Genomic DNA, 17,204 nt, shown 5'->3' on the forward strand with positions numbered 1-17,204 from the left:
GGCCCCGGGAGTACCGTCGGGGCATGGTGATCTCGTCACTCGACGTCCCCGTCGTCGGGGCGCCGATGGCCGGAGGGCCCTCGACGCCGGAGCTCGTGGCGGCCGTGGGCGACGCAGGCGGGCTCGGGTTCCTCGCGGGCGCGTACCTCACGACCGAGGCGCTCGCGCGCGACATCGCCGACGTGTGGGACGCGACGTCGCGCCCCTTCGGCGTCAACCTCTTCGTCCCCGCCCACGCCAACACGTATGCCGCCGGGCCGGGTCAGCTCGTGGGCTCGGACCGCGCCCGGGCGGTCGCCGCCTACCGCGCGTCCCTCGCGCCGCTGGCGGGGCGGCTCGGCGTCGAGCTCCCGGAGCCTTCGGGAGAGGAGCCGGGAGCCTGGGAGCGGGCGCTCGACCTCGTCGTCCGGGAGCGGGTCCCGGTCGTGTCCTTCACGTTCGGGCTGCCGTCGAAGGCCGTGCTCGGCGAGCTCCGACGGGCCGGCATCGAGTCGGTCGTCACGGTGACCGACGTCCCCGAGGCCACCGCCGCGATCGAGGCGGGGGTCGACGCCCTCTGCGTCCAGGGGCCCGAGGCCGGTGGGCACCGGGGCACCCTCGACGAGGCGAAGGACCCGGGGGAGCACGAGCTCGTCGGGCTCGTCCGGTCGGTCCGGGCCCTGACCGACCTGCCCGTCGTCGCGGCCGGCGGGATCGCGGACTCCGCGCGGGCTGCGGAGGTCCTCGCGGCGGGCGCGACCGCGGCGCAGATCGGAACCGCCCTGCTCCTGACGCCGGAGGCCGGGACCGGGCTCGCCTACCGCAGGGCCCTGGTCGACCCCGACTACGCCGGGACCACCGTGACCAGGGCGTTCTCGGGCCGGTGGGCGCGGGCCCTCGAGACGGAGTTCGTCCGGGAGCACTCCGTGCACGCGCCCGCGGCGTTCCCCGAGGTACACCACGTGACCGCTCCGCTGCGTCGCGCCTCCGCAGCAGCCGACGACCCCGGCCTCATCGCCCTCTGGGCCGGAACCGCCTGGCGCTCGGCGCGGGCCGTGCCGGCGGCGGAGGTCGTACGGTCGATCGCCGGAGCGCTCTGACCCCGGCACCCCCTCCCCGTTCGATGTATCCGCGCGGCTTCTGGCACGCGCGGATACATCGAACCGGAAGGATGGAGGGGTGCTCACCTTCCTCGCCGGCCAGCCCCTCGTGCTCCTCGCACTGCTGCTCCTCGTCGGGGCGGCGGTCGGCAACGTCCGCATCCGGGGCGTCCAGGTCGGGCCGGCAGCGGTCCTCTTCGGCGCGATCGGCATCTCGGCGCTCGGTGCCGCGAACGGCGTCAAGCTCGCCGTGCCCGAGGTGGTGGGGACGCTGGGGCTCGTCCTGTTCACGTACACCGTCGGCATCATCTCCGGACCGAGCTTCTTCGCCTCGCTGCGCAGGGGATGGCCCTTCATGGTCTCCATGGCGGCCGTCTTCGTCGTCGCCGCGCTCCTCGCGGTGGGGGTCGGCCGCTGGCTCGGCCTCCCGATGCCCGTCGTCGCCGGGACCTTCGCGGGCGGGCTGACCAACACGCCGGCGCTCGCCGCTGCGACGGAGCGGTCGGCCGACCCGGCCGGGCCGACCATCGGCTACTCGATCGCCTACCTCTGGGGTGTCGTCGGCATGCTCCTCGCCGCCGCCTGGTCACTCGGCCACCGCGGCGACGAGGAGCCGGGGAGCGAGCCGCTCGTCCACCAGACGATCCGGGTCGAGCGGACCGACGCCCCCACCCTCGGCGAGGTCGCGCTCCAGTTCGGGTCGCGCGTCACGTTCTCGCGGCTGCGGCACGGTCACGCCGACAGCGAGACGCTCGTCGCCGACGCCGCCGAACGCCTCGACCGGGGTGACCTCGTCACCGTGGTCGGACCTCGTGACGTCGTCGGGAAGGTCACTGCTGCCCTGGGCCACGCGTCGTCGCACGACATCGTCGACGACCGGCACGACCTCGACTTCCGCCGCGTCACGATCAGCAACCCGGCGCTGGCCGGCCGGACCCTCGCCGAGGTGGACCTCGACAGCAGGTTCGGCGCGCACGTCAGCCGGGTCCGGCGCGGCGACCTCGACCTCGTGGCCACCCCCGGCTTCGTCCTCCAGATGGGTGACCGGGTCCGGGTCGTCTCGTCGACCGCGCGGCTGCCGGAGGTGAGCAGCTACCTCGGGGACTCCGACCGTGGGATGTCCGACATCAACCCGGGCGGGTTCGCGCTGGGCCTGGGTCTCGGGCTGCTCCTCGGTCTCGTCCACATCCCCTTGCCCGGCGGCGGGTTCTCGATCGGCGCGGCGGCGGGGACCCTGCTCGTCGGCCTGGTCTTCGGCCGCGTCGGGCGCCTCGGACCGGTCATCACATCCATGCCGAGCGGCGCCGCGCAGTCCCTCTCCCACCTCGGCATGATCATCTTCCTCGCGTATGCCGGTACGCGAGCCGGCGGCCAGATCGCCGCGGCGGTGCAGTCGGACGTCGGCTGGAAGGCCGCCGTCGTGGGGGTGGTCGTGACGACGACCACGGCCCTGCTGCTCCTCGTCACCGGGCGTCTCCTCCACGGCGTGGCGGGGGTGCGCCAGGCCGGGATCCTCGCCGGGGCCCAGACGCAGCCCGCCATCCTCGCCTTCGTCAACGACCGGACCGGCTTCGACCCCCGGGTCGGGCTGGGGTACGTCCTTGTCTACCCGGCCGCCATGATCGCCAAGATCCTCATCGTGCAGATCCTGGCCGGGCTCGGCTGAGGGTCACCCACCGCCCCCCTTCGATGTATCCGCGCGCCCTCTGGCACTCGCGGATACATCGAACGCAGATACATCGAACGCCGGTGAGGGGAGACTCCCGCTGACCCAGCCGGGCGGCATACGGTGTCCTCCATGCCGACCGCTGAAGGAACGTTGCGCTGGGCCCCGGCGCACGACCATCCCGAGCTCGTGGCCGCTCCCGTCGCGGCAGCCCTCCACCTGGTCCCTGATGCCAGGGTCGCGAGCATCGACGCCTCGCTCGCCGACACGGCTGCCTTCTGCGCCGCATACGACGTCGCCCAGGAGGCCTCCGCGAACTGCGTCGTCGTCGAGGCCCGCCGGGGCGCGGTGACGACGTTCGCGGCGGTCATGGTCCTCGCGACCGACCGGGCCGACATCAACCGCACGGTGCGCACCCACCTCGGGGCGCGCAAGATCTCGTTCGCCGACCAGGCGGGGGCTCAGGACCGTACCGGCATGCAGCAGGGCGGCATCACGCCCGTCGGGCTTCCCGAGTCGTGGCCGGTCCTCGTCGACGAGGCGGTCGTGGCGGCGGGGCCGGTGGTCATCGGCGCCGGTGTCCGGGGTGCGAAGCTCCTCGTCGACGGCGCGGCGCTCGCGCGTCTGCCCCGCGCCGAGGTGCTCGCCCTGGCCCAGCGATGAGGCCAGGGCCGTGAGGCGGGCGACGGGACCGGTCCGCCGGCTCTCAGCCGGCGATGTCGAGGATCATCCGGGCGCGCTCCGAGGCGGTCGTCCCGCCCCAGATCCCGAACGGCTCGGGAACCGCGAGGGCGTGCTGGAGGCACTGCGTGACCACCGGGCAGACGGCGCAGACCGCCTTGGCGGCCTCCGTCTGCTCGCGGCGAGCCCGCTGGCCGAGGTCGAGGTCTTCGGTGAAGAACTGCTCGACCGCCTTGCCTCGGCACAGGCCCTTGCCTTGCCACTCGTAGGAGTCGAGCGTCGGACGGGGGAGGCGGGTCACTGTCATGGTTCCTCCTGGGGGCGAGGCCTGATGCATCGAACTTACGCAGAACTGATGCACCACACAAGAGCCAGGAATAAGTTTATGATCGGGGTGCCCGCAAGGACGCCGGATCCGGGACCCTCTGCTCGTCCCTCTTCTCCGACCGGCGCGGGCGCCTACCGATTGTGGTGAACGCTCATGAGTGAAGACGCGGGCCGCAGGCCCACATCCAGCGACTCGGGGGAGCGGGGGGCCGAGGTGAGCTGGTCTGTCGGTGCGGTGGCCCGGCGGGTGGGGCTGCCGGCCCCGACCCTTCGGTCCTGGGACCGCCGCTACGGCATCGGCCCGTCAGCGCGCACGGAGGGCAACCATCGGCGCTACACCGCAGCCGACATCGGCCGGCTCCGGCTCATGTCCCGCCTCACCGCGACCGGGGTCCCGGCCCAGGCGGCGTCGGAGGTGGTGCGTGCGCTCGACGACGACGCCGTCGCCCACCGGCTCGAAGCGGACGCGGGCTCCGGGGGCTCCGGGGGCTCCGGGGGCGACGAAGCCGGCCCGAGCGCGTCCGGGACCGCCGACGCGATCGTCGCCGCCGCCGCCGCGCTCGACGCCGTCACGCTGGCGAGCCTCTACCGGCTGGCCCTGCGTCAGTGGGAGCTGACGACTGCGTGGCGCGAGGTCCTGGCTCCGGCACTGCGTGAGATCGGTCGTCGGTGGAGCGACGGCAGCCTCGGCGTCGAGTCGGAGCATCTCGCGAGCGAGCTGCTCCAGTCAGAGCTCCGAGCGGTGGTGCACGCGCACCGCCAGCGCCTGCCCGGCCCGCCCGTCGTCCTCGCCACGGCCGACAACGAGGAGCACCACCTCCCTCTCCTCGCCCTCGACGCCGAGCTGGCGCGCCGCGGGATCTCCAGCATCTTCCTCGGGTCCCGCGTGCCACCCTCCGCCATGGTCGGCGCCGTCCGCCGGGCCCGGCCGCACGCCCTCTTCCTCTGGGCATCGCTCCGGCGCCCCACGTCCGAGCCGCTCTGGGCCGAGCTCTGCCCGCTCGACCGGCCGATCACCGTCGTCCTCGGTGGGCCGGGTTGGCCCGACAACGTCGACGTCCCGGATCCCCTCGTGACCGTGCAGCGCGTCCACGACCTCGACTCGGCCGTCCAGGTCGTGCTCGACGAGGTGGAGGGGCCTGAGCGCTCGAGCGTCTCCAAGGGCAGGGTCGTCTGACGGGTTCTTGCACAGGGGTGTCCGTTCCGTCCCGCTAAGGACCTCGTGGATCGGGGCGCTACGTCCGGGTGTGCGTGGAATTGAGCGTGGACGCGCAAGGAATCCCCGTTGTTCTGCAAAAAGTTGCAGCGAACCTCTGGCGCGTCGTGGGCGGCGGGCGCTACGTTGCCCCGGATGGCCGGGCGCCCGCGTGAGGCGTGACACGGCCGAGCCCACAAAGGAGTGCGCATGCGCCGTCGTTCGATCCTGTCCGCCCTGAGTGCAGCCGCACTCGTCGCGACCGGACTGACCGTCCCGATCATCGGCGCCATGAGCGCCACCGCCGCGGAACGCACCGCAACGTTGGTCGGGGACCTGCAGGACGAGCTCGGGTGCTCGGGCGACTGGGACCCCGGCTGCACCGCAACCGACCTCACCCCCGTCGGGGGCGGGTCGACCTACGCCAAGAACTTCACCGTCCCGGCCGGGTCCTGGCTGCTCAAGGTCGCGATCAACCACTCGTGGAACGAGAGCTATGGCGAGGGCGGCGCCAACGTGCCGCTCGTCCTCCAGGGCCCGGCCACGCTGCGTTTCACCTACGACGACACGACGCACGCGATCGGCATCGCCCCGACCGATCTCCCCGGCCCGGCCACCACGGCCGACACCGCGCTCGCCGGCTCGTCACTGCGCCGCCTCGCGACCCGTGAGCGCTTCTACTTCGTCATGGCCGACCGCTTCGCCAACGGAGACGCCAGCAACGACACGGGCGGCCTGACGGGCGGCCCGCTCGAGACCGGCTTCGACCCGACCAACGAGGGCTTCTACCACGGTGGCGACCTCAAGGGCGTGACCCAGAAGCTCGACTACATCAAGGGCCTCGGCACGACGGCGATCTGGCTCACGCCGTCCTTCAAGAACCGCCCGGTCCAGGGCAGCGGATCCGACGCGAGCGCCGGGTACCACGGCTACTGGATCACCGACTTCACCCAGATCGACCCGCACCTCGGCACGAACGCCGACATGAAGGACCTCATCGCAGCCGCCCACGCCAAGGGCATGAAGGTCTACTTCGACATCATCACCAACCACACGGCCGACGTGATCTCCTACGACGGCGGGACCTACACCTACGTCCCGAAGTCCGCCAAGCCGTACAAGGACGCCGCCGGCCACGTCTTCGACGACGCTGCGGTCGCCGGCTCGCCCGACTTCCCGAAGATGGACGCGGCGACGTCGTTCCCCTACGTGCCGAAGGTCGCGGACGCCGACAAGGACGTCAAGGTCCCGGCGTGGCTCAACGACGTGACGCTCTACCACAACCGCGGCGACTCGACGTATGCCGGTGAGTCCTCGACCTACGGCGACTTCTCCGGGCTCGACGACCTCTTCACCGAGAACCCGAAGGTCGTCTCGGGCATGGAGGACATCTACAAGTCCTGGGTCGACTTCGGGGTCGACGGCTTCCGGATCGACACGGTCAAGCACGTCAACATGCAGTTCTGGCAGGCGTTCTCGCCGGCGATCCTCAAGCACGCCAAGGACATCGGCAACCCCGACTTCTTCATGTTCGGTGAGGTCTACGACGGCAACCCGGCGTACATGAGCCAGTTCACGACGAAGGGCCAACTGCCCGCGACCCTCGACTTCGGCTTCCAGGGGGCGGCGCTCGGGTTCGCCCAGAGCAGGGCGACGACAGGCATCCGCGACCTCTTCGCCGGCGACGACTACTACACCGACACCGACTCGAATGCGTACGAGCTGCCGACCTTCCTCGGCAACCACGACATGGGTCGCGTCGGCGCGATGCTCCTCTCCGCGGGCCACACCGGCGCCGACCTGCTCGCCCGGGACGAGCTCGCCACGTCGCTCATGTTCCTGACCCGCGGCCAGCCGGTCGTCTACTACGGCGACGAGCAGGGCTTCACCGGGCCGACGACGGACTTCGGCGACAAGCGCGCTCGCCAGGACATGTTCGGGACGCAGACGCCGATCTACAAGGACGACGTCATCGTCGGCAGCTCCGACGCCGAGGGCACGGGTCCGCACTACGACACGAGCGCTCCGCTCTACCGTCGCATCGCCGAGCTGTCGGCGCTGCGCCAGGCGCACCCGGCGCTCGCCGACGGCGCCCAGATCCACCGCTACGCCTCCGACTCCGCCGGCATCTACGCCATCAGCCGGATCGACAAGGCCGACAAGCGCGAGTACCTCGTCGTGGCCAACAACGCGACGACGGCCAAGACCGCGACGTTCTCGACCTACTCTGCGGGCTCGAAGTTCGCCCCGCTCCTCGGCGCCTCGAGCGATCTCCGGGCGGATGCGTCCGGCCGGGTGACGGTCACGGTTCCGGCGCTGTCCGTCGCCGTCTACCGGGCCAACTCGACGATGGAGGTATCGACGTCGGCCCCGGCGATCTACCCGACCTCCCCGAGCGCCGGCGGCGTCGTCGGCGGCCGTGCAGAGATCGGTGCGGCGATCCCCGCCAACGCCTTCGCCGAGGTCACCTTCCTCCAGCGCCCGGTGGGAACGTCCACGTGGAAGACCCTCGGCACCGACGACAACGCCCCCTACCGTGTCTTCGACGACGTCAGCGGACTCGCCAAGGGCACCCTCGTCGAGTACCGCATGCTCGCCAAGGACCTCGCGGGACACGTCTCCGCGACGTCGACCTACGGCATCGTGGGCGAGCCGACCCCCTCCGGCGGTGGCTCCGGCGGCGGGGTCGGACCGGTCACCCAGCCGAACTTCGTCAGCGTCCCGGGCGACGACAACTCCGAGATGGGCTGCTCTGGCGACTGGCAGCCGGACTGTGCCCAGGCGCAGCTCACGCTCGACCCGAAGGACGAGATCTGGAAGGGCTCGTTCAAGACGATCCCGGCCGGTGACTATGCCTACAAGGCCGCGATCAACAAGTCGTGGGACGAGAACTACGGAGCAGGCGCCGTCAAGGGCGGCGCCAACATCCCCTACACCGCACCCGGGGCGGGCCAGACCGTCAACTTCTACTACGACCACCGCACGCACTGGGTGACGAACGACGTGCAGGGCCCGATCATCACGGCGCCGGGCAGCTTCCAGAGCGAGCTCGGCTGCCCCGGCGACTGGTCCCCCGACTGCATGCGCTCGTGGCTGCAGGACCCCGACGGTGACGGCACGTACACGTGGAGCACCGACCGCATCCCGGCCGGCAACTACGAGTTCAAGGTGGCCCACGGCCTGTCGTGGGACGTCAACTACGGCGCGGGCGGCACCCAGAACGGCGCGAACGTCGCCTTCGCCGTCCCGGCTGACGGTGTCGTCACGACGATCACGTACAAGCTCGCGACCCACGAGATCTCGGTCAAGACGTCCCGGGCGGGCGCCTCGCCCGACCTGACGAAGGCGAAGGCCTTCATCGTCGGTCCCGACCTCGTCGCGTGGCCCGCCTCGTCGCTGCCCGCGGGCACCGACCCGGCGACCCTCGGGTGGCGTCTGCACTGGTCGGCCGACGGCGGCCTCGGCATCGACGCCGAGGCGGTGACGGGCGGCTCGGTCGCCACGCTGACCCGTGACCCGGCCGGCCTCCCCGCCGACCTGCTCAGCGCCCATCCCGAGCTCAAGGGCGCGGTCGCCCTGCGCCTCGACAAGAAGACGGCCAAGGACCTCCCCGAGATCCTCAAGGGCCAGGTCGCCGTCGGGATGTACGACTCGACGGGGGTGCTCCTCGACGCCACGGGCGCCCAGACGGCCATCGCGCTCGATGCGCTGTATGCCGCTGACGCGCGGACCCGCTCGTACGGCGTCAGCTTCGCGGGCGACGGCCGGGTGGGGTTCACCCTGTGGGCCCCGACAGCCCAGTCGGTCGCGCTCCTGACCTGGCCGGCCGGCTCGTCCGACCAGCCCGCCTCGGCGGCGACCCGCACCCCGATGACGCGCAACACGGACGGCTCGTGGTCGGTGACCCTCGCCGGATCGGCGAAGGAGGCCCGGTACCTCTACGAGGTGAAGGTCTACGCGCCGACGACGGGCAAGGTCGAGACCAACCTCGTCACCGACCCAAGCTCCGTCGCGTTGACGCTCGACTCGACGAGGTCGGTCGCCGTGGACCTCAGGGACCCGGCATACATGCCCTCGGTCTGGAAGACGTCGGCTGCTCCGGCGCTCGCGAGGTTCGTCGACTCGACGATCTACGAGCTGCACGTCCGCGACTACTCGATGAGCGATGCGAAGGTCCCGGCGGCTCTGCGCGGGAGCTACCTCGCCTTCGCACAGAACGGTGACGGGCGCGCCCATCTCAAGGAGCTGGCGAAGGCTGGCCTCAACACGGTCCACCTCCTTCCGAGCTTCGACATCGCCTCGATCGAGGAGAACCCGGCCGCCCAGCAGACGCCACAGTGCGACCTGGCCTCCTACGCGCCCGACAGCGACGAGCAGCAGAAGTGCGTCGGCGCGGTCGCGGGCAAGGACGCGTTCAACTGGGGCTACGACCCGTACCACTGGAACGTCCCGGACGGGTCGTACGCATCGAGCGCCAAGGCCGCCGACGGTGGCGCCCGCGTCGCCGAGTTCCGCACGATGGTCGGAGCCCTCCACCAGGACGGCCTCCGGGTCGTGCTCGACGAGGTGTTCAACCACACCGCCGCCTCGGGCGAGGCCGACAAGTCGGTCCTCGACCAGGTCGTGCCCGGCTACTACCAGCGCCTCGACGCCAAGGGCGCGGTCGAGACGTCGACGTGCTGCCAGAACGTCGCGACCGAGCACGCGATGGGCGAGAAGCTCATGGTCGACTCCTTGGTCTCGTGGGCGCGCAACTACAAGGTCGACGGGTTCCGCTTCGACCTCATGGGCCACCACAGCCGCGCCAACATGCTCGCGGTGCGGGCCGCGCTCGACGCCCTGACCGTCCAGAAGGACGGGGTCGACGGCAAGGCCATCTACCTCTACGGCGAGGGGTGGAACTTCGGCGAGGTGGCGAACAACGCGCTCTTCACGCAGGCGACGCAGGGCCAGCTCGGGGGCACCCACATCGGGACGTTCTCCGACCGGCTCCGCGACGCAGTCCGTGGCGGCGGCCCCTTCGACGAGGACCCGCGCAAGCAGGGCTTCGGCTCGGGTGAGGCGACCGACCCGAACGGGGCCCCGGTCAACGCGGGAGCCGTCGCGGGCCTGGCCCACGACACCGACCTCGTCCAGCTCGGTCTCGCCGGCAACCTCAGGTCGTTCGCCTTCACGAGCCAGGTGACGGGTCAGCCGGTCACCGGGGCGAAGGTCGACTACAACGGGGCCCCGGCCGGCTACGCCGACCAGCCCGACGAGGTCGTCACCTACGTCGACGCGCACGACAACGAGACGCTCTTCGACTCGCTGACGTACAAGCTGCCGGTGGCGACGTCGATGCAGGACCGGGTCCGGATGAACACCCTGTCCCTCGCGACGACCGCGCTGGCGCAGACGCCGTCGTTCTGGCACGCGGGTGCCGACCTGCTGCGCAGCAAGTCGCTCGACCGCAACTCCTACGACAGCGGCGACTGGTTCAACCGGCTCGACTGGACCGGTGCCGACAACGGCTTCGGCCACGGCCTGCCCCCGGCCGCGTCGAACTCGGGCAAGTGGACGTTCATGAAGCCGCTCCTCGCCAACCCGGCGCTCAAGCCGGCCGCCGCCGACGTCGAGAAGGCGAGCGCCATGGCCGACGACCTGCTCAAGCTGCGCTTCAGCACCCCGTTGTTCCGCCTGGGCACGGCTGACGCGATCAACGCCAAGGTCAGCTTCCCCGTCTCGGGGACGGCCGACGCACACCAGGGCGTCATCGTCATGCGGATCGACGACACCAAGGGCGCCGACGTCGACCCGGCCATGCGCGGCCTCGTCGTCGTCTTCAACGCCTCGCCCAGCGCCGTCGACCAGAAGGTGCCCGGCCTGACCGGCCCGGTCTCGCTGAGCCCGGTCCAGGCCGGGGGGGCCGACAGCGTCGTGAGGTCAGCGGCATACGACGCCGCCTCCTCGACGCTCGAGGTGCCCGCCCGCACGGTGGCGGTGTTCGTCCAGCCGAACTGAACGGTCGCACGGGCCGTTCTCCGCACGCCCTCGGCGTCCCGGTCTTCGGGGCGCCGGGGGCGCTGCTATACCCTGTGGGGTATGAAGTCGTCGAGCCCGGGCGCGCATCCCGTCCCCGCGCCCGGCCGGTTCGGCACGGTGGACCGAGGTCCTGTCACGGCGCCGCCGTCCCGCTGGCCGGTCCGCCGGCGCATCGCGGCCGCCGCCGTCGCGGTCCTGCTCGCCGGTGCCGTCATGGTGACCGCCGGCTGGGACCTCACCGGGCAGCCCGTCTGGGCGGCCCTCGCCCTCGCCGCGATCGGCACGTCCTCTCTCGCGGTCGCGACGTTCGTGCCGCTTCCCGCTGAGGGTCTGCACGTGCACCTCGGCTGCGCGCCGTGTGCCGGTGTGGACGGTCTCGCTGCGCTCGCGGGGGCGTGGCTCGTCGTGGCGTCGGCCGGCGACGGCGGAACGGCCTCGCTCGCCCTCGCGCTCGGCGGGTTCGCCCTCGCGCGCCGGCTGACGGCGCCGGACACCTGCGAGCGGCGCGGGTGAACGGGTCGACACCCGCGTAGGTTGGCCGGTATGAGCACGCAGCGCGACATGACGTACCGCCAGCTCGGCGACAGCGGCCTCACGGTCTCCTCCGTCGGGCTCGGCTGCAACAACTTCGGCCGTCGACTCGACCAGGACGGCACGAACGCCGTCGTGCGTCAGGCCGTCGATGCGGGGATCACCCTGTTCGACACCGCTGACATCTACGGGCTCGGCGCCAGCGAGGAGATGCTCGGTGCGGCCCTCGGCTCGGAGCGCGAGCACGTCGTCGTCGCAACGAAGTTCGGCATGGACATGCAGGGCGCCAACGGCCCCGACTGGGGGGTGCGTGGTTCGCGACGCTACATCCGCATGGCGGTGGAGGCGAGCCTCCGGCGGCTCGGGACGGACTGGATCGACCTCTACCAGTTCCACCGTCCCGACCCGCAGACGCCGATGGAGGAGACCCTCGCGGCCCTCGACGAGCTCGTGCGCGAGGGTCTCGTGCGCTACCTCGGCAGCAGCAACCTCAGTGGCTGGCAGGTCGTCGACGCCGACTGGATCGCCCGGACCGCGGGCACCGAGCGCTTCGTCTCGGCGCAGAACGAGTACTCCCTCCTCGAGCGCGACGTCGAGGAGGAGCTCGTGCCGGCCTGCGAGCACGTGGGCGTGGGCCTCCTCCCGTACTTCCCGCTCGCGTCGGGCCTGCTCACCGGGAAGTACCGCCGGGGCGAGACCGCCCCGGCGGGCAGTCGTCTCGCGGGCCAGGACGCACGGCTCGCGGGCGCCGACTGGGACACGATCGAGGCCCTCGAGGGGTATGCCGCCGAGCGCGGTCTGCGACTCATCGACGTCGCGATCGGCGGGCTCGCGGCCCAGCCCGTCGTCGCCTCCGTCATCGCGGGGGCGACGAGTCCCGAGCAGGTGCTCGACAACGTCCGGGCGGGGTCGTGGGAGCCCTCGGCCGAGGACCTGGCCGCCCTCGACGCGATCACCGCCCCACCGGCCTGAGCACCGGCCGGAGCCGCGTCCGGAGCGGTCACCCAGTCAGGGCGGTCGGCTCCGACTCGAGGACGGCCCGGGACCCGGCCGACGGCTGCCCGTCGGTCTCCGCCCGATCACGTTCGGCGCGCAGTGCCGGCAGGTAGCAGAGCACGCCGAGGATGCTGAGCGCGCCTGCGGCCACCATCGCGACCTGGGTCGACGTGCGCTCGGCGAGGAGCCCGACGAGGGGTGCTGCGACCCCGAAGGCGGCGAAGGCGAACATCGAGTTCATCGACAGGACCGTGGCGCGGTTCTCGGCCCGGGCCTCGCGATGGAGCAGGGCCCCGTGCATCGGTCCGGCGGCGCCGTGGAGGAGGTAGGTCACCGCGTACGCGGAGACGAGGCCGACCGGGCCGGCGGCCAGACCCATGGCCACGGCGCCCAGGCCGTTGAGGACCCGTGCCGCCATCGCCGTCCGGGTCACCCCGATCCGGCGGCTGCTCCACCCGGCGAGGGCGGACCCGACGGCGAAGACGGCCCACCCGCCCGCGGCGACGGGCCCCATGATCGCGCCCGCCTGCTCCTCGCCGCCGACGAGCTCCGCGAGGCGGATCGGCTGGAACCCCTCGAAGACGACCATGGCGAGCGACCAGAAGAGCTCGACGAGGACGATCCCGAGCAGGACCCGGCTGCCCCGCAGGAGCCGGAGCCCGTCGCGGACGACACCCGGAGCCTGCCGCCCGGAGGCGAGGGCCTGGTGCACCGCTGAGCCCCGGTGGTCGGACGCGTCCGGGCGCGGGTGCTCCTCGCGGAGCAGGACGGCCACGGCGGCGAGGTGGACGACGTTGAGCCCGACGAAGAGCGCGACCGGCACCATGAGCGCCGACGCGCCGGGGACCGGGTGCCACCACACGAGCCCGCCGGAGAGCAGGGCCCCGACCGCGATGGCCCCGCCGACGATGGCGCCCTGCGCGGACAGGGCGTCGTCGACGTCGGCTCCCGGGCTCGTGAGGTGCACGGTGTCGACGTACCACGCCTCGAGGGGGCCCGAGTCGAGCGCCCGGAAGACGCCGGTCAGGAGGGCCGCGGCGAGGAACATCCAGTAGGACTGGGCCGCGAGGGTGGCGACGGAGGCGACGACGTTGACCAGGGCCGCGGCGACGAGGACCGGGCGCCGGCCGGCGGCGTCGGCGAACCCGCTCGTCGGAAGCTCGAGGGCGAAGACCGTGAGCCCGGCCACCGACGCGAGGCTCATGACCTCGGCGATGCTGAGGCCGTGCTCGAGCTGCCAGAGCGTCGAGACGCCGATGACGAGGCCGATCGGGAACCAGCGGGTGAACGTCAGCGTGAGGAAGACCCGCCGGGCCGCCCGCGGGGACAGCACCGCCCGTTCCTGCGTCGAGAGCGCTCCGGCCGGGGCGCTCATCGGTTCTGCTCCTTGCCGCCACGTGCCCGGGACGCCGGGGGTCGGTCGAGGTCGAGCGGGTAGGCGAAGGCGTAGACGGCGACCCGCCGGGCCTGGGGGTTGCCCTGGCCGACCCGGCGATACCGCTCGATGACCTCCCACACCTCGTCACGCAGCGCCACGAGCTGTTCGGGGGTGACGAGGGCCATCGAGTCGCTGCTGCCGCACGCGTCCTGCCAGGCGGCCGGCCAGGCCATGGAGACGTCGAGCCACTTGTCGTACTGCTCGCTGAAGTGGCGGGCGTAGTCGCGCGTCAGCCAGTTGAGGGCGGTCTCGGAGTCCTCGTCGCCCTCGAAGTCGCTCGGGTTCCACGCGGTGAACTCGGTGGACGGGCGCCAGAGCCGGCGCTTGCCCTCGCCCTCGCCGGTGTCCTCGACGAGACCGACCGACTCGAGCTTGCGCAGGTGGTAGCTCGTCGCGCCGGAGTTGGTGCCGAGGAGGGCGGCCAGGTCGGTCGCCGTGGCCGGCCCACCGAGGCGCAGGGTCGAGAGCAGGCGCGAACGCAGCGGGTGGGCGAGGACCTTGAGGCTCTGGGCATCGAGGTGGACCGCGTCGGACGGCCCGGTGACCGAGGCGCTCCCGGGGGCGGGAGGAGGGGATGGCGGAGAGGACGAGGGAGGGGTCTGTGCAGCCATAGTGTGCACAATAGCGCTGCATACTTCGTTTGCACAAGTATTGTGCACACCGTCTGCCCGCAGGCATCTGCGCAGGTCAGAGCCGCTTTTCGATGCTGTTGTCCACGATTTGAGCTGCTCCGACCCACCCCGTAGACTTGATCACTGTTGTGCCAGACCGGCGCCGAGTGCCCGGCCGCCCCGCTCCAGCGAGAGGGACGTTCGGCTCGGGCCCGGCAGAGCGGCATACATCCATCGTTAGAAGCGAAAAGGCAGACTCCATTGCGCACCTACACCCCGAAGCCCGGCGAGGTCACTCGCACGTGGCACGTCATCGACGCGACCGACGTCGTGCTCGGCCGTCTCGCGAGCCAGGCTGCGGTCCTGCTCCGGGGCAAGCACAAGCCGCAGTTCGCGCCGCACGTCGACACCGGTGACTTCGTCATCATCATCAACGCCGAGAAGGTCGCCCTCACCGGCGCCAAGCTCCAGCAGAAGAAGGCCTACAGCCACTCGGGCTTCCCGGGCGGCCTCAAGACCACCTCCTACACCGAGCTGCTCGCCAAGAGCCCCGAGAAGGCCGTCGAGAAGGCCATCCGCGGCATGCTCCCCAAGAACTCCCTCGCCCGCCAGCAGCTGTCCAAGCTGAAGATCTACCGCGGCGCCGAGCACCCGCACGCGGCCCAGAAGCCCGTCCCCTTCGAGATCTCCCAGGTCGCGCAGTAAGCCCCCGGCTTCCAGCTGCTGCGTAGAAAGCGAACATCACTGTGACTGACAACATCAACGAGGCTGTCCTCGACACCGACGAGCCGGAGCTGTCCGAGTACACCTCGGAGTCCGACACGAGCGTCTCGGGCGAGGGCAAGCGCGCCCGCCAGGTCTCGACGCCCGGTGCCGCCACCGGCCGCCGCAAGCAGGCCATCGCCCGCGTCCGGATCGTCCCCGGCACCGGCGAGTGGAAGATCAACGGCCGCACCCTCGACGCGTACTTCCCGAACAAGGTGCACCAGCAGATCGTCAAGGAGCCCCTGACGCTCCTCGAGCTCGACGGCTCGTACGACGTGCTCGTCCGCGTCCACGGCGGTGGCCCCTCCGGCCAGGCCGGCGCGGTCCGTCTCGGCGTCGCCCGCTCGCTCAACGGCGTCGACGAGGAGCTCAACCGTCCCGCCCTCAAGAAGGCCGGGTTCCTGACGCGCGACGCCCGCGTCCCCGAGCGCAAGAAGGCCGGTCTCAAGAAGGCCCGCAAGGCTCCCCAGTACAGCAAGCGCTGACCTGGCTGCCCCAGCAGGCCGCGCGAAGGCCCCCGAGCAGTGCTCGGGGGCCTTCGCCGTGTTCCGAGGGCGTATGCCGTCGGGCTGGGTGCTCAGCTCACCGTCACGTGGGACAGGTCGCAGCGGTTGGTGTCGTTGGACCACGTCGCCTGCATCGGGAACGAGCCCGTCGCCGTCGACACGTTGCCTGCACCCCCGGCGGAACCGGGCGAGATCCAGGCGCACTCGTCGCCGTTCTCCTGGCCGGAGTACGTGCGGGAGGTGAGGTTGGTCCACCCACCGGCCGGGTTCTGGTCGGTGATCGTCTCGGCGTACTCGTGCCCCTCGACGATCGTGTAGCCGTCGTCCGTGCCCGCCGATCCCGCGTTGACGAAGTTCTGGCCGCAGCTCGTGCCCATGTCCATGACGTAGGGCATGTTGGTGAAGGCGATGTCGCCGTAGGACGAGGCCACCCCGACGTACGAGTCGCCGTTCCAGTCGTGCCAGGCGCAGAAGTTGCCGCTCGCCGTGTTGAACCCGTCAGGGTGGGTCCCCGTCGGGGAGAGGATGACGTACTGCGCGTAGCGGTTGCTCGCGGCCGTCGTGTTGCCGAAGTGGCCGGCCGCCTTGACGGCCTCCTGGCCGAGCTGCGTCGCCGTCGCGTTCGAGGGCGACGCGACCGAGCTGTCGTACCAGACGCCGGCGAAGGCCCCGCCGGTGGGGTAGCCGACGTGGGTCGCGGTCGCGGAGCACGTCGTTGCGCCCTTGGCCATGCCGCCGCCGTCGCAGTACTGCGTCATGACGCCCGACCACGCCTCGCCGCCCGTACCCAGGCCCTTCATCAGGTTCTGGATGACCGGCGCACCGGTCTTCGGGTCGCCCGTGAAGGTGAGGTTGCCGTTCGCGTCGGTGCCCTGGGTGCCCCACTGGCTGCCGTAGAACACGAGGTAGACCTTCGGGGTCCCGCTCGTGACGCCGATGCCGTCGACGCCGCCGCCGTAGGAGAGCGTCTTGCTCGCCGAGGGCCTGGCCTTCTGCAGGGCGGCCCAGCGCTGCATCTGCGTGTTGAGCTCACGCGTCGGGACGACGCCGTGCCGGTAGGGGTGGTCGTAGGCGGGGGAGTAGGGGTTCGCGACCGGGGACGCGTCGCTGCTCGGCGCGGGTGAGGCCGCGGCAACGGTGCCGGCTGCGCCGAGGCCGGTCGCCGCGAGGAGGGCGGCGACGGCAACGGAGGGGAGCCGGCGCGAGGTGCGAGAGTTCATCCAGGTTCCTTTCGTGAACACTGCTGGACGACGGGTCGTGTGTGACGTGCTCATCGTGGTGGGGCGGAACCTCCCCAACCTGAGGCCAGACTGGGAGTTGGCTGCCAAGTTCCGGAGGGTCCATTTCCGGTCAAGGCACCCAAAAGGGCGGACGCTCGGTTCTCAAGT

Annotated in this window: 13 protein-coding genes; 9 read left to right on the forward strand and 4 right to left on the reverse strand. The window is 71.6% G+C overall.

Annotation, left to right across the window (positions count from 1 at the left end; all coding sequences use genetic code 11):
* Nucleotides 1–23 precede the first annotated feature (23 nt).
* From N865_RS03425 to N865_RS03435, 3 genes are all read left to right on the forward strand, one after another.
* Nucleotides 24–1,079 carry an NAD(P)H-dependent flavin oxidoreductase gene (locus N865_RS03425; RefSeq protein ID WP_034801613.1) on the forward strand — a complete coding sequence of 352 codons (1,056 nt, stop codon included), beginning with the start codon at nucleotides 24–26 and terminating at the stop codon, nucleotides 1,077–1,079.
* A 79-nt stretch (nucleotides 1,080–1,158) separates the two neighbouring features.
* Nucleotides 1,159–2,745 (forward strand): aspartate:alanine exchanger family transporter, encoded by a 1,587-nt coding sequence (locus N865_RS03430; protein ID WP_034801614.1) that lies wholly within the window; start codon nucleotides 1,159–1,161, stop codon nucleotides 2,743–2,745.
* 132 nt (nucleotides 2,746–2,877) lie between these two features.
* Nucleotides 2,878–3,408 carry a YbaK/EbsC family protein gene (locus N865_RS03435; protein ID WP_034801615.1) on the forward strand — a complete coding sequence of 177 codons (531 nt, stop codon included), beginning with the start codon at nucleotides 2,878–2,880 and terminating at the stop codon, nucleotides 3,406–3,408.
* A 43-nt stretch (nucleotides 3,409–3,451) separates the two neighbouring features.
* On the opposite strand, the gene N865_RS03440 is transcribed toward N865_RS03435, so the two are convergent.
* Complete coding sequence (locus N865_RS03440; protein ID WP_034801616.1) at nucleotides 3,452–3,733, reverse strand: WhiB family transcriptional regulator; 282 nt, start codon at nucleotides 3,731–3,733, stop codon at nucleotides 3,452–3,454.
* Nucleotides 3,734–3,907: 174 nt separating this feature from the next.
* Here N865_RS03440 and N865_RS03445 point away from each other — a divergent pair, with 174 nt between their 5' ends.
* The 4 genes from N865_RS03445 to N865_RS03460 all read left to right on the forward strand — a co-directional run bounded on the left by N865_RS03445 (nucleotide 3,908) and on the right by N865_RS03460 (nucleotide 12,472).
* Entirely contained in the window at nucleotides 3,908–4,930 is a 1,023-nt protein-coding gene (locus N865_RS03445; RefSeq protein WP_084327898.1) for a MerR family transcriptional regulator, read from the forward strand.
* A 228-nt stretch (nucleotides 4,931–5,158) separates the two neighbouring features.
* Nucleotides 5,159–10,948: a pullulanase-type alpha-1,6-glucosidase gene (gene pulA / locus N865_RS03450; protein WP_034801618.1), complete on the forward strand. Its 5,790-nt coding sequence runs from the start codon at nucleotides 5,159–5,161 to the stop codon at nucleotides 10,946–10,948.
* A gap of 81 nt (nucleotides 10,949–11,029) precedes the next feature.
* On the forward strand, nucleotides 11,030–11,482 hold the full coding sequence (locus tag N865_RS03455; RefSeq protein ID WP_034801619.1) for a hypothetical protein: 453 nt from the start codon (nucleotides 11,030–11,032) through the stop codon (nucleotides 11,480–11,482).
* Nucleotides 11,483–11,530: 48 nt separating this feature from the next.
* Nucleotides 11,531–12,472, forward strand: coding sequence for an aldo/keto reductase (locus N865_RS03460; RefSeq protein WP_157557547.1), 942 nt, complete (start codon nucleotides 11,531–11,533; stop codon nucleotides 12,470–12,472).
* A gap of 28 nt (nucleotides 12,473–12,500) precedes the next feature.
* On the opposite strand, the gene N865_RS03465 is transcribed toward N865_RS03460, so the two are convergent.
* Both N865_RS03465 and N865_RS03470 read right to left on the reverse strand, forming a co-directional pair.
* Complete coding sequence (locus tag N865_RS03465) at nucleotides 12,501–13,871, reverse strand: MFS transporter (protein WP_051510054.1); 1,371 nt, start codon at nucleotides 13,869–13,871, stop codon at nucleotides 12,501–12,503.
* Nucleotides 13,868–14,545 (reverse strand): ArsR/SmtB family transcription factor, encoded by a 678-nt coding sequence (locus N865_RS03470; protein WP_034801621.1) that lies wholly within the window; start codon nucleotides 14,543–14,545, stop codon nucleotides 13,868–13,870. Before N865_RS03470 ends, N865_RS03465 begins: the two co-directional genes overlap by 4 nt.
* 261 nt (nucleotides 14,546–14,806) lie before the next feature.
* Between N865_RS03470 and rplM the strand changes: the two genes are divergently transcribed.
* Entirely contained in the window at nucleotides 14,807–15,250 is a 444-nt protein-coding gene (gene rplM, locus N865_RS03475) for a 50S ribosomal protein L13 (protein ID WP_034801622.1), read from the forward strand.
* Nucleotides 15,251–15,291: 41 nt separating this feature from the next.
* Nucleotides 15,292–15,795, forward strand: coding sequence for a 30S ribosomal protein S9 (gene rpsI / locus N865_RS03480; protein WP_034801623.1), 504 nt, complete (start codon nucleotides 15,292–15,294; stop codon nucleotides 15,793–15,795).
* A gap of 92 nt (nucleotides 15,796–15,887) precedes the next feature.
* Here rpsI and N865_RS03485 read toward each other — a convergent pair whose 3' ends face one another.
* Nucleotides 15,888–17,036, reverse strand: a complete 1,149-nt coding sequence (locus N865_RS03485) for a hypothetical protein (protein WP_034801624.1) — start codon at nucleotides 17,034–17,036, stop codon at nucleotides 15,888–15,890.
* Nucleotides 17,037–17,204 lie beyond the last annotated feature (168 nt).

Source organism: Intrasporangium oryzae NRRL B-24470 (assembly GCF_000576595.1).
Lineage (GTDB): Bacteria > Actinomycetota > Actinomycetes > Actinomycetales > Dermatophilaceae > Intrasporangium_C > Intrasporangium_C oryzae.